The organism is Vibrio sp. 10N.261.52.C2, assembly GCF_041471425.1.
Taxonomy (GTDB): Bacteria; Pseudomonadota; Gammaproteobacteria; order Enterobacterales; family Vibrionaceae; genus Vibrio; species Vibrio crassostreae_C.
The window spans coordinates 20,995-33,520 of record NZ_JBFROH010000038.1 but is presented as its reverse complement, the minus strand read 5'-3'; the positions used below and the strand labels follow the sequence as shown (position 1 = coordinate 33,520).

Here is a 12,526-nt window from a genome sequence, read left to right as displayed (position 1 = left end):
TTCTTGCTCCTCTGATGAGCCAAAAAAGTGTCATTTCTAACCCTAAGGTCAATAATTGCCCAAAGTTTTTTAATTCAAAGCCTTACATAGCAAGGTGTTCAAGCCTTTACGCTCCGTCAAATAGCTGTCTCTCACTTTTATCATTCAACTAATGTACATGTAATAAATTTGTGTTATTGATGAATTTAAGTTTAGTTGGCTGTTTCATTTGCTGTTTAAATGCAATTAAGAACGTCATAGCTAGTGGACTTAGAAGCCACAGTTTTAGACGCTCATTATCGATATAAAAACCATAACAATAATCAGGTCGCGCAAGTTGGATATCCATTCTTTGATGCGATTTATTTGGATACTCATAGTTAATTTAGTAAAGACGAGCCACGTATATGAACATAAAGAAAAAGCTCTATTCGTTGGGGATGTTCTCCATCTTCGGCATGATTTCACTGCTGTTTACCACATCGCAATTTGCAGACACCACCGCTCAAATGAGTGAAGCCAAACAAATTACCAAAGAACTTGAAGTGCGCTTGCTCAACCTTCGCCGTAACGAGAAAGATTTCTTGCTGCGTAGCGATATGAAATACCTCGACAAGTTCGACGTAAACTACAACAAATTCTTAGCGTCTGAATCCGAACTAGATACAGTGCTCAGTGATTTAGGCTTAGCCAACAGCACACACCTACGTGAAGACATCGAAACCTACCACACCAGCTTTGTTAACCTAGTTAAAGCGAGCGAAGTCTATGGGCTAGCACGCGACAAAGGCATGCTAGGCGAGTTTCATGTTTTGCTCGATAACATCAGCGCGACAGCCAGTGCTGAACAAAAAATCGAGCTTTACCTGTTCAATGACTTAATTGAACAGGGTGAGTTCGATCCGAGTGTTCTTTCTATTACTTCTAATGTTGGAAGCTCAACTGCTTTGATAGATGCTGCACGTCAAGTGGTTGAACAGAAGCGAGTGATTGGCTTGAAGCACAACGAAGGTCTGCTTGGGCAAGCTCGCTCGGGTTCTCATGCTATCGAAACTCAATTTAAAGAGTTCTCCGCGGTGCTAGACCAACAAACGCAGCAAGAGATGGACAAACTATCGCTGATCAACAACATCCTTTGCGTCACACTACTTGTGTCGATCATTCTGTTCAGCTGGTTAATCGTCCGTTCTATCATTGGCAAAATTGAGTCACTGCTTTCGGTTATCCGTAATATCGTTAACTCAAACGACGTGTCTATTCGCTCTCACCTAGATGGTAAAGACGAACTCAGCACGCTAGGCCAATACTTCAACCAACTGTTGGATCAACTGGAAGGGCTTATCGCTGCCTCTCAATCTAAGTCACTGCAACTGACACAAAGCACATCGAACATGCATGATGAGCTAGAGTCAGTAATCAAACAGTTTGAAGTTCAAGCAAATCACACATCTACAATGACAACGTCAGTTCAAGAGATGGTACTCACCATTGGCGAGATCTCTGAAAGCACATCGGTTGCCGCTGAAGGTGTACATCAAGCGAAAGTGAATGCCGATAAAGGCCGTGAAGTGGTGGTTGAAACCATCAGCAACATCACCCAGTTGTCTGAACGTCTTTCAAGCAGCCAAGATTCGATCAGTTCACTGAACCATCATGTTGACCAGATCGGCGATGCAGTAAACATCATCCAAGGCATTGCAGAACAAACTAACCTATTGGCATTGAACGCAGCAATTGAAGCAGCACGTGCGGGTGAACAAGGTCGTGGCTTTGCGGTAGTTGCCGATGAAGTACGCGCACTAGCAAGCAGAACGCATCAATCGACCACAGAGATAACTTCAGTGGTGAGTGCAATTCAAAGCCAGATGCAGGCGTCGATGGCAGAGATTGGCGAGTGTAATCAACAAGGTCAACTAACGCTGAAAGATTCGGAAGAGCTGGATGCGAGCTTGCAACTTATCTTGAGCGACATGGAAAGCATCCAAGGTAATTCAGAACGTATTGCTTCAGCGATTGAAGAGCAGGGCGCAGTAATGGCGCAAGTGAGTGACTCAATTACTGAGCTGAACACTATCTCGAACGACAATAACGCTTCGGCGCAGCATTGCTTAGTTGAAGTGGACAAGGTAGCAGAGCAAGCGAACGATATGGACCAAGCGGTCGCGCAGTTCAAGACTTCATAAACAACATAGAACTTACTAAAACAAAAGGCGTGGATCATCTACGCCTTTTTTGTGCCTGAAATTCAAATAGATAAATGACGAGAATAAAAAAACGGCCCGATCTGGGGGAAGATCTGGGCCGTTATATTACGTATTAAAGGGGGGACTACTTATTTCGGCCTTCCAGCACATCCAGTGCCAGTTCAACCGCTTTATCAATATTGTCGCATCCCGCTAACTTACCTGAGCTGATAGGACCAAGCACATTAGCGTATAACGAGAGCTGCTTGTTAAATGGCAGGCTCAACTGCTCATATAAACGCTGGCGAATCTCGGCATGTTGCTCAGGAGCGTGAGCAGCAAGGCTTTTCAAAGTGTCATAAACAAGAGTGGTGGTAGTGTTCATTCGTCTCTTTATCATTAAGTGGGAGGCGCTTATTTTATAATCTTTTCGTATTCTTTTACTGTGATATAAGTCATACAATATTATTAATGTGTTTATCTTTTCAATCTAATGAGAATAAGGCATTCCAAAATAGACTTAAGTATCTGTGAAATATAACTAAAATAATGACAGACTATCGAACACACAAACGAATTGGCGCGTTTCTGGCAAACGGTTAAATCTATAGGAAGAGGAACAACATGCACTACGACGTATTCAACGGAGACGCAGATGGCATAATCGCGTTGTTACAGCTGCGATTAAGTGAGCCAAGAGAGAGCGTGCTCATTACTGGTGTTAAGCGTGATATTAAGTTGGTCTCTCAAGTTGTTACTCAAACTATGGAGCCGGGTAAGCAAGGTGATGTTTCTTCCGTTACCGTTTTAGATGTATCGATGGAGAAAAACCTGCCTGCATTGCACTCACTGCTAGACGCAAACATCAATGTATTTTATTGCGATCACCACCGAACAGGGGATGTCCCAACTTCTAGTCATTTAGATACTCTGATTGATACCGCGCCAGAGAGCTGCACGAGCTTGCTGATTAACCAGAAGCTGAATGGTGCGCATGTGGCTTGGGCAATCGCAGCTGCCTTTGGCGACAATCTAAAAACGGTGGCGGCGCGGCTAGCGGATGAAAATGGATTCGCTCAATCTCAAAAAGAGTTTCTAGAAGAGCTAGGTACCTTGGTTAACTACAACGGTTACGGTTCGTCACTGAGTGATTTGCATTTCACGCCAGCTGAGCTCTACAAAACCCTTTATCAATACCCGAATCCGTTTGATCTTTTGGATGATAAAGACTCTGTGTTTTATCGACTACGAGATGCTTATCAAAATGATCGCCAGCAGTTATCAAACCTTGCTCCTGTTTATGAAAGTGAAGTCGCACGTGTGTTTGAACTGCCAGGTGAGACGTGGGCAAGGCGCATCAGTGGCGTATTTGGTAATGAAATCGTTAATCAAGATCCAAACCGAGCGCAAGCAGTATTAACGAAAAACCAAGACGGCGAGTCTTACACGGTGAGCTTACGTGCGCCATTATCAAATAGAACGGGTGCAGACGAAATTTGCTCAAGTTTTGCGACTGGCGGAGGAAGAAAAGCAGCGGCTGGAATTAATCAACTTAATGAACTTGATAAGGTGAATTTTATTTCACTATTGGATGCATATTATTCATCTGGCACTGACGGTTAACTGAAAAACTCCCGACGTATACATTCAAAATCCTACAAATTCTTGCTCCTATATTCCGTTATACGTGCGTATTGCTAGCACATGTATGATGGCTATATCCAGGCTGTTTTAGTGATATCACTCGCAATGGTATCTGGTCTTAGGTCAGTAATTACGGCGTATTTGGGATGATTTTTGCCGATTTAAAGTTTATTTTTTCCTATCGGTGATTTTTTATATTTTTGGTTAATTATCATAGTGAATTAAGGTTGATTAAATATTTATATGGTCAATGCATTCAGCCGAAAATAACAGTTTTTAGCATTTCAATTTGAATGAAAAGTCAAAATCATATTGATTCTGATATTCAATCTGTGACTTAAAATCACAAGTTAAATCAAAGGTCATCTTTTCCTATAAATTCCATTACTTCTCTATAAATATTCATGATTACAATGAATTGGTTCGGTTGTGATTGGCACAGCTGTTAAGTAAGGAAGTGGGACTAATGTTGAAACGTAAAGCTCTACAATTAGCAGTATCGGTCGGCATGGCGGCTATGTCTGGCGCTGTTTATGCGAATGGTTCAGATATGACGAATCCAGACTCTGGCGTCGTGGTTGGCTATTGGCATAACTGGTGTGACGGTGGCGGCTACCAAGGTGGTAATGCGCCATGTGTGACGTTGGATGAAGTGAACCCAATGTACAACATCGTGAATGTGTCATTCATGAAGGTTTACGATGTGGCTGATGGTCGAATCCCAACTTTTAAACTGGACCCAACCATTGGGCTTTCAGAAGAACAATTTATTGACCAAATCTCTGAGCTCAACAAGCAAGGTCGCTCTGTACTGTTGGCTTTGGGTGGTGCTGATGCACACGTAGAGCTAGAAACCGGTGATGAAAGAGCCTTTGCTGATGAGATTATCCGTCTTACCGAGCGTTACGGCTTCGATGGCCTAGATATTGACCTTGAACAAGCAGCCGTAACCGCCGCAAACAACCAAACCGTGATTCCGGATGCACTTAAGCTAGTGAAAGATCACTACCGCGCAGAAGGTAAAAACTTCCTTATTACAATGGCGCCTGAGTTCCCGTATCTAACGACAGGCGGTAAGTACGTTCCTTATATCGATAATCTAGAAGGCTACTACGACTGGATTAACCCACAATTTTACAACCAAGGTGGCGATGGTATCTGGGTTGAAGGCGTGGGTTGGATTGCTCAAAACAACGATGCGTTAAAAGAAGAATTCATCTACTACATTTCTGATTCTCTTATCAACGGAACGCGTGGTTTCCACAAGATCCCACATGACAAGCTCGTGTTTGGTATTCCTTCAAGCATCGATGCTGCAGCAACCGGTTTTGTACAAGAGCCACAAGATTTATACGACGCATTTGATAGCCTAACGGCGCAAGGTCAACCGCTACGTGGTGTGATGACTTGGTCTATCAACTGGGACATGGGCACCAACAAAAACGGCCAACAATACAACGAGCAGTTCATTAAAGACTACGGCCCGTTTGTACACGGTCAGGTAACGCCACCACCAGTCGAGGGCGAGCCCGTTCTTAAAGGTGTCGAAAATACGCGTGTTCTTCACGGCACAACGTTTGATCCTATGGATGGCGTGACGGCAACAGACAAAGAAGACGGCGATCTAACGTCATCAATCGATGTTGAAGGTTACGTTGAAACCAGTGTTATTGGCACTTACGTTTTGACTTACCGAGTGAAAGACAGCGATAACAACGAAACCACTAAAGCGAGAACGGTAGAGGTTTACAGCCAGAAGCCAGTATTTAATGGCGTATCTGACACAACAGTTGTGTTGGGTACTGCATTTGATGCTATGGCAGGCGTGACGGCGAATGATGCTGAAGATGGCGACCTGACAAGCACTATTACACACACTGGCAGTGTCGATGTAAATGAAATCGGCAACTACACACTTGTGTATAGCGTGACAGACAGCGCGAACCAAACCGTAACCGTTGACCGTAAAGTGTCTGTGACTGATGGTTCTAACTGTGCTGCGGCATGGGATGCCGACACCGTTTATGTTGAAGGTGATCAAGTATCTCATGACGGTTCAACGTGGGGAGCAGGTTGGTACACTCGCGGCGAAGAGCCAGGAACAACAGGTGAGTGGGGCGTTTGGAGAAAAGTTTCAGACTCTTCATGTGGTGGTAACCCAGATCCGGGCGATGACTTAGAGCTTTCGGTTTCAGGACTTCAATCACAATATGCGCCAGATAACGGCAACGTGCGTTTAGATCTGACACTGACATCAAATGAAGCATTAGATGTTACCGCTATGGTGATCAACAGTGCAGGTACTATGGTTGAGCAAACTAAGGTTAACGTAACGGACAGCCGTGCTATTACCATCGACTTATACGATGTAGCGGAAGGGCAATATGCACTTGAAGTAGTCGGTAAAGCATCTGACGGTGAAATGGTGATGGTAAACGATTCGTTCGCTGTTAAAGACGGTGGCGGAACAACACCTCCTCCAGGTGATTACCCTCCATATGAAGCGGGCACAAACTACGCAGCGGGTGACATTGTGGTCGGCAGCGATAATGGCTTGTACGAATGTAAGCCTTGGCCATACACGGCATGGTGTGCAAGCGCGTCTTACGCTCCAGCAGATAGCCAATACTGGCAAGATGCTTGGACAAAGCTGTAGTCTGATAGCTCAACGCTAGCAATATAAAGTAGACGATCAAAGAGAGGCCATTGTGCCTCTCTTTTTTATGTTTAAACAGTTCTGACTTAGAGCTTTAAAACCCACTTAACCTTAAACTCTGCTCTGCATATTGCTCTAGATCAAAATAGGAGTGATTATCAATTGTATTACATGTTAAGAAATAGCACTATGCGCACATTGAATTTTATATATTGTTAATATTTGCATAATGAATCTTGCTCAAGTCGACCTCAATCTACTCGTTATTCTTAAACACCTTCTTGAAGAGAAGCACGTTTCCAACACGGCATTGGCGCTGGATATGAGCCAACCTACGGTGAGCCGATCTCTGCAAAAACTGCGTACCGTTTTCAATGATGATCTATTGGTGCGAGCGGCTTATGGCTATGAGTTAACGCCAAAAGCAGAAGCCATTAAGCAAGATCTCAATTCGGTACTGACACGTTTAGAAAAGCTGGTACATGGCGATGTATTCGAACCGCAAAGCAGTGACAGTACGGTTCGCTTCTTTGGTTTAGTGCCTAATGTCGCGCACTTGCTGCCCAAGGTAGTTGCGGAGATACGTCAACAAGCGCCAAACATGACTGTTGATATCGACTCGATTCCTAAACGACACTTTGAGCCTCTGTTATCCGGTGATGCGCACTTTGTGTTGTCGACCCACGAGCCGTTAAGTTCAGAGCAAAATTTGTATCGAATGTTCGTGATTAGCCGCGATTACCGTTTGCTGATGAGTAAAAAACATCTTTTGGCGGACAAAGAGATCACGGTTGATGACTTGTTGAATAGCCAACTTGGTCAAATCTCACTGCAAGGGGATAAGAAGCTCTCGATCGAAAGTCGATTTAAAGATCTTGGCTTGATTGATAAGCAGCGCCAGCTGTCCATTCCAATTCAGCTTTCCAATTTTAACGTCGCGCCGGATATGGCAGAAGCAACCGACATCATCTTTCATTTACCGACACCTTTTGCTCAACAAGCCGCTACGCAAAGAGATCTTGTTTGTAAACGCGTGCCTAAAGCGTTGCGCCACCCATCAGAAGACGTCTACTTATACTGGCATAAGCGCTTTCATAACGACCCGATGTGTCGCTGGGTTCGCAATATATTCAAAGAGCTTTATACATAATCCATCTGCAGGGTGAATGAAAATTACGAATACCTATCGAGTTGGATATAGATCTCTTTCATTATTTGTATGGTGAATAACGAGAATCGATTTTTGGTATGAAACTTTCGTTGATAAGAATGGTAGTTGGTTGTTTAATGAAAATCATTATCATTACTAATCACATATAAGAATGAATATCATGTCTGAGAGATCTCTTTTGATTCGCAAACCTCTTTTGGTTCGTAAACCCCTTTCGATCGCAGTCGCTGTTATTTGTACCTCACTTTCAGCTAACGTGTTAGCGCAAGAAGAAGCGCAAGCAACAGATGAACAAATGGTTGTTACGGCAACTCGTACCGAGATGGCACTAAAACAAGCGCCAGCTTCAATGTCGGTTATCACCGCGCAAGACATTGAAGACAGCCCTGGTATTACCTTGGCAGACATCGTTGCCGAATCAACGAGTGTTGAGTCTGATTTTGATAGCACACGTGCTGGCCGTCAGATGATCTCTATTCGTGGTATGGATTCAGATTACACTCTTATCATGGTGAACGGTCGTCGTTTAAGCTCTGCAAGTGCCATCATCCGTGGTAACGACTTTGACCTATCAACGATTCCTGCTGATTCGATCGAACGTGTTGAAATAATCCGTGGCCCAATGTCTGCACTTTACGGTTCAGATGGTATGGGCGGTACAATCAACATCATCACTAAGGCTCCAGAAAACGATTGGAGCTCTACACTGAGCATGGACACTTCATCTCCACTTGATGGTGATGGAGGGGAAGAGTATTCGATGGGCTTCACGACATCTGGTGCGTTGATTGAAGACGAGTTGTTTGCTCGCCTATCTGTTAACCAAACTAGCCGTGATGCTTGGCAACCCTATTCTGGTACGCATAGCTCTGGTTACGATCGTTCAGACATTACTGCGTTAGAAGAAAGAGAGACATTAAGCTTACTCGCGAGCCTGACATGGAATGCAACAGACAACCAAACCATTGATTTCGATTTTGGTTACAGTGACGACGAACGTGAGTCATCTGCGGAAAACGTATCATCTGTGATTGAGTCTGACACACGTGTTGTACGTCAGAGCCAAGCGATCACACATAGTGGTTTTTGGAGCTGGGGTGACACGCAAGTACGTTATTCACGTGAAAATGTGACAGATAATGATGCTGCGGACTCAGATACTAACTATAGCAGTGACATCGAAGAACTGACTCAAATTGTTGAAGCTTCGGCGACCACTTATCTTGGTGATAGTCACACCGTAACGTTTGGTATGGACTACCAGTTGAGTGAATTAACCAACAAAGAAAACTTAGTCAATGGTACATCTGAAGCTTATCAAGGTGCGTTATTTGTTCAAGACCAATGGTTAATGACGGATCAACTAACGGCAACCATTGGTGGTCGTTTAGATAAGCATGAACTGTACGGTGAAGAGTTCAGCCCACGTGTGTACTTGGTTCATCAAACAACGAATGACCTGATCATCAAGGGTGGTGTGGGTAAAGCATTTAAAGCACCAACATTGACTCAAAATCAGACAGACTACACAGTTAATAGCTGTAAAGGCGTATGTGATTTACATGGTAATGAAGATCTTAAGCCCGAAACCAGCTTGAACTATGAGATCGCTGCGATTTATAGCCAACCTCGTTGGAATGTTGAAGGTGCCTTATTCCGAAATGAAATCAACGACCTAATTGATCGTGATGAAACCTATTGTGAGAACGGCGGAGTGTTTGAATCGGGTAAAGGTTGCGCTGATAGTTCAAGCTCAACTGGCTATGTGAATGGTAAGCGTACTTATACAAACGTATCAGAGGCTGTAGTTCAAGGTGCTGAGCTTACAGGCCAATTCCAAATTACTGATGAATGGGGTGTGTCTGGTAATTACACATTCTTAGACACTGAAGATAAGTCTACTGGTGACGAATTACTTGAGCGTTACAAGCATTCGGGTTTAGTTAAACTGAACTGGAGCCCAACTTACGATCTAAGTACTTTCGTGAGTGCGCGTTACCGTGGTGAACGTCAGATCGAAAGCGATCTAACTCAAGACGCTTACACAACGCTGAACCTAGGTGCTGTCTACAACGTGAATGCTTCAGTACGACTACGTGCAGGTATCACGAACTTAACTGACGAAGCTGTATCACAAGAGCTAGAGAGCATGGGCTATGTTGAAGAGCCACGTACTTACTACGTAGGTATGACAGCGGACTTCTAATTTAGAGTTCAGTAACTGATAGCTTGATACAAAAGAACCCACACTGGCTGATGCTCTAAAAGGAGAATGGCGAGTGTGGGTTCTTTTTTGATCTATAGATTTGGTTTAATTTGCCGTTTATCTATTAATCTAGATTTTGACACATGTGATCAGCGCATTACCGGACTGAGTATCCCAAGGAATCAGCTTGTCGTAATCGTGCTCGAAGATATTAACCTCGAAGTAGGGCTTCAATATCTCGATTAACTCTTTAAACGAGAATGCCACCATTGGGTGTTCATCATTCCATACTTGAGTTTCACCAGCAGTCGTCTTCTCGATACTAAGCTTTAGCGCTTGCTTATCACCCTGACCAGAGTAATACCAACCAGAACGGAACGTGAAATCGTCTTTGTCTTGGTTTTTTGTGTGTCTAACAAACAGGTCGTTGCTGATCTTGTCTTTATCAACCACGTTAAAACAGAAAATACCTTCTGGCTTCAACGCGCGATGCACACTTTCAATACACTCTTTAAGCTTCTCTAGGCCATCGTTGTAATGGATGGAATACAGGAAGCAAGTAATAAGATCGAGTGGTTCCGTGACCTCAAAGTTACTCATGTTTTGTACTGAGAACTTGGCTTCCGGGCAGCGAACTTCTGCGATATCTAACATCGGCTTGTTAATATCTAGGCCACCGCTTTGGTAACCGAAATCAATAAAATGACGAACGTGTGGGCCAGTGCCACAAGCTAAATCGAGGTGTGTTTTTCCTTCATTTCCAAAGATTTGATGGAGTCTACGTACGCAGTTGCTTTGCGTTTGGTAGTCAATATCTACACACATTAAATCATAGTAACCGGATAGGTCGGTATAGAGTGCGTTGGCGGACATATTTGCTGCAGCATAAGCTGAAAAATTAGGGTGGCGCATCATATACCGAAATTGGAAAATCGCAATCAAATATTCGATCAATGAAAGCGTTTTATTTTCTAACTTATGGTCGTTTTAAATGAGACCGTTTAAAGGGATGTTTAAGCTGCCAACAACATCAGTACGCGTGTCATCGCTATTCACTTTGCCCTGACTACTTATTCGTTAACTAAAACAGGTGTTGCTCCCTCAATGCAGCGACCATACGGGCTTTGCGGAACGCTTTTATCACGAGACGAGATAGGAAAAATATGGTATCTAGGTAAACCCAGTGTGACATTTATAATTTTATGATTAATCAGTAATTTTACTGATTCAAACCGAGTTCTTGAAAAGGAAACAATTCAGGAAAGTGGGCTGTTGATAAAAACCAAATCACTCAAGCTAAATAAGCGAACTAAACAAGGAGAGTTGAAACAATGACATCAGCAATAAATGCACAGGGTTCAATGGAAAATAGAACAGCATTGGAAAGCAGTGCTTCAATAGAAATTAAGGTGGATGACTTGTCGGGTGGGGAAGTCATTGAATTACTTGAAGAGCACCTCGCTGATATGTACGCCACTTCGCCAGCCGAAAGCGTCCATGCACTGGATCTAGATGGGCTCAAGTCACCAGAAATTACCTTTTTCAGTGCTTGGAAAGACAGCCAACTGCTTGGGTGTGTCGCCATTAAAGAGCTGAATACCCAACACGCTGAACTCAAATCAATGAGGACCTCACAGTTTGCTCGAAAGTCAGGTGTTGCCAGCCAACTTTTACAACACGTATTAGATACAGCGGCCATTCGCCAGTATCAAACAATCAGCTTAGAGACTGGCTCAGAAGACTACTTTAAGGCCGCACGTAACCTGTATGAAAAGTTTGGCTTTGGATACTGTGAACCCTTTGCTGATTATGTGTTGGATCCGCACAGCCAGTTTATGCGTATTGAGTTGCGTTAAGAGGCTAGCCTTAGATGTCGACTTACTTTGCAGGTTTCTCCCTTGGCCTTTCGCTGATTCTTGCGATTGGCTCTCAAAATGCGTTTGTTTTAAAGCAAGGGCTTAAGAACCAACACGTATTGGCAGTTTGTGCTGTATGTGCCATTTCTGACGCCTTACTGATTAGCTTTGGCGTGACGGGCTTTGGCGCAATCGTTAAACAGTTCCCACAAATTGAGCAGTTCGCCCGTTATGGTGGCGCTATCTTTTTGGGTGTCTATTCATTCTTAAGCTTCCGATCAGCATTTACCGAAAACCACGCCTTAGAAGCCACGGCAGAAACTGAAGACTCATTAACCAAAGCGATTGCGATGTGTTTGGCGTTCACTTGGCTTAACCCGCATGTGTATTTGGATACTGTGGTATTGCTGGGGTCTATCTCAACTCAATATCAACCGGATCAAATGTTGTTTGGCGCTGGGGCGGTATCGGCGTCATTCGTGTTCTTCTTTTCACTTGGATATGGCGCTCGCTTCTTGGCTCCAATGTTTAAGAACCCGAGAGCGTGGAAGGTGTTGGAATTTGTCGTTGGCGTGATCATGGCATCTATTGCAATATCTTTGATTGTCTAGCTGCGCGTAATTAGGCTTCCATTTTGGTATAGGTGTTGAATACACTCCAGTAGAAAGCCTAACCTTACGTTTAATCTCACAAGCAGATGCAGTAAATATCGAATTCTTCGGCCCGAATGGTAATAGACTGGCAAGCCGTGATGTAGCGTTTAGCACAGTAACTCTGGGCGCTTCGTACAATTTTTGACGACCTCTGTGAAATAGCTTAAAGCTAAAGCTA

General features: G+C 43.7%; 9 protein-coding genes and 1 pseudogene. 8 read left to right on the top strand and 2 right to left on the bottom strand.

Translation table 11 applies throughout. From position 1 onward, the window contains the following. Window positions 1–437 precede the first annotated feature (437 nt). The gene (locus AB4307_RS15490) at window positions 438–2,162 is read left to right on the top strand and encodes a methyl-accepting chemotaxis protein (protein WP_372132419.1); all 1,725 of its coding nucleotides are present in this window, start codon (window positions 438–440) and stop codon (window positions 2,160–2,162) included. A 145-nt stretch (window positions 2,163–2,307) separates the two neighbouring features. On the opposite strand, the gene AB4307_RS15485 is transcribed toward AB4307_RS15490, so the two are convergent. Next, a complete protein-coding gene (locus AB4307_RS15485) occupies window positions 2,308–2,547 on the bottom strand; it encodes a PAS factor family protein (RefSeq protein WP_004733935.1) in 240 nt (79 codons plus the stop codon). Window positions 2,548–2,786: 239 nt separating this feature from the next. Between AB4307_RS15485 and AB4307_RS15480 the strand changes: the two genes are divergently transcribed. The 4 genes from AB4307_RS15480 (at window position 2,787) to AB4307_RS15465 (ending at window position 9,839) form a co-directional block, all read left to right on the top strand. Further along, window positions 2,787–3,785, top strand: a complete 999-nt coding sequence (locus AB4307_RS15480) for an acetyltransferase (RefSeq protein WP_102321015.1) — start codon at window positions 2,787–2,789, stop codon at window positions 3,783–3,785. A 487-nt stretch (window positions 3,786–4,272) separates the two neighbouring features. Next, on the top strand, window positions 4,273–6,462 hold the full coding sequence (locus AB4307_RS15475; RefSeq protein WP_372132378.1) for an immunoglobulin-like domain-containing protein: 2,190 nt from the start codon (window positions 4,273–4,275) through the stop codon (window positions 6,460–6,462). A 229-nt stretch (window positions 6,463–6,691) separates the two neighbouring features. After that, window positions 6,692–7,612, top strand: coding sequence for a LysR family transcriptional regulator (locus AB4307_RS15470; protein ID WP_372132375.1), 921 nt, complete (start codon window positions 6,692–6,694; stop codon window positions 7,610–7,612). Window positions 7,613–7,793: 181 nt separating this feature from the next. Continuing rightward, window positions 7,794–9,839 (top strand): TonB-dependent receptor domain-containing protein, encoded by a 2,046-nt coding sequence (locus AB4307_RS15465; RefSeq protein WP_102321013.1) that lies wholly within the window; start codon window positions 7,794–7,796, stop codon window positions 9,837–9,839. Window positions 9,840–9,968: 129 nt separating this feature from the next. Here AB4307_RS15465 and AB4307_RS15460 read toward each other — a convergent pair whose 3' ends face one another. Beyond that, window positions 9,969–10,712, bottom strand: a complete 744-nt coding sequence (locus AB4307_RS15460) for a class I SAM-dependent DNA methyltransferase (RefSeq protein ID WP_372132372.1) — start codon at window positions 10,710–10,712, stop codon at window positions 9,969–9,971. Between the two features lie 458 nt (window positions 10,713–11,170). Here AB4307_RS15460 and AB4307_RS15455 point away from each other — a divergent pair, with 458 nt between their 5' ends. The 3 genes and pseudogenes from AB4307_RS15455 to AB4307_RS15445 form a co-directional block, all read left to right on the top strand. After that, the gene (locus AB4307_RS15455) at window positions 11,171–11,695 is read left to right on the top strand and encodes a GNAT family N-acetyltransferase (RefSeq protein WP_017066999.1); all 525 of its coding nucleotides are present in this window, start codon (window positions 11,171–11,173) and stop codon (window positions 11,693–11,695) included. A 14-nt stretch (window positions 11,696–11,709) separates the two neighbouring features. Beyond that, complete coding sequence (locus tag AB4307_RS15450) at window positions 11,710–12,306, top strand: LysE/ArgO family amino acid transporter (RefSeq protein WP_372132369.1); 597 nt, start codon at window positions 11,710–11,712, stop codon at window positions 12,304–12,306. 13 nt (window positions 12,307–12,319) lie between these two features. Beyond that, a pseudogene (locus tag AB4307_RS15445) lies at window positions 12,320–12,493 on the top strand (porin family protein); the annotation flags it as partial. Window positions 12,494–12,526: the final 33 nt, after the last annotated feature.

What these genes read in the sequence shown, in the direction of transcription:
- AB4307_RS15450 (WP_372132369.1), top strand. Translation starts at nt 11,710, where the DNA reads ATGTCGACTTACTTTGCAGGTTTCTCCCTTGGCCTTTCGCTGATTCTT.
- AB4307_RS15485 (WP_004733935.1), bottom strand. Translation starts at nt 2,547, where the DNA reads ATGAACACTACCACCACTCTTGTTTATGACACTTTGAAAAGCCTTGCT.
- AB4307_RS15455 (WP_017066999.1), top strand. Translation starts at nt 11,171, where the DNA reads ATGACATCAGCAATAAATGCACAGGGTTCAATGGAAAATAGAACAGCA.
- AB4307_RS15480 (WP_102321015.1), top strand. Translation starts at nt 2,787, where the DNA reads ATGCACTACGACGTATTCAACGGAGACGCAGATGGCATAATCGCGTTG.
- AB4307_RS15465 (WP_102321013.1), top strand. Translation starts at nt 7,794, where the DNA reads ATGTCTGAGAGATCTCTTTTGATTCGCAAACCTCTTTTGGTTCGTAAA.
- AB4307_RS15460 (WP_372132372.1), bottom strand. Translation starts at nt 10,712, where the DNA reads ATGTCCGCCAACGCACTCTATACCGACCTATCCGGTTACTATGATTTA.
- AB4307_RS15490 (WP_372132419.1), top strand. Translation starts at nt 438, where the DNA reads ATGATTTCACTGCTGTTTACCACATCGCAATTTGCAGACACCACCGCT.
- AB4307_RS15475 (WP_372132378.1), top strand. Translation starts at nt 4,273, where the DNA reads ATGTTGAAACGTAAAGCTCTACAATTAGCAGTATCGGTCGGCATGGCG.
- AB4307_RS15470 (WP_372132375.1), top strand. Translation starts at nt 6,692, where the DNA reads ATGAATCTTGCTCAAGTCGACCTCAATCTACTCGTTATTCTTAAACAC.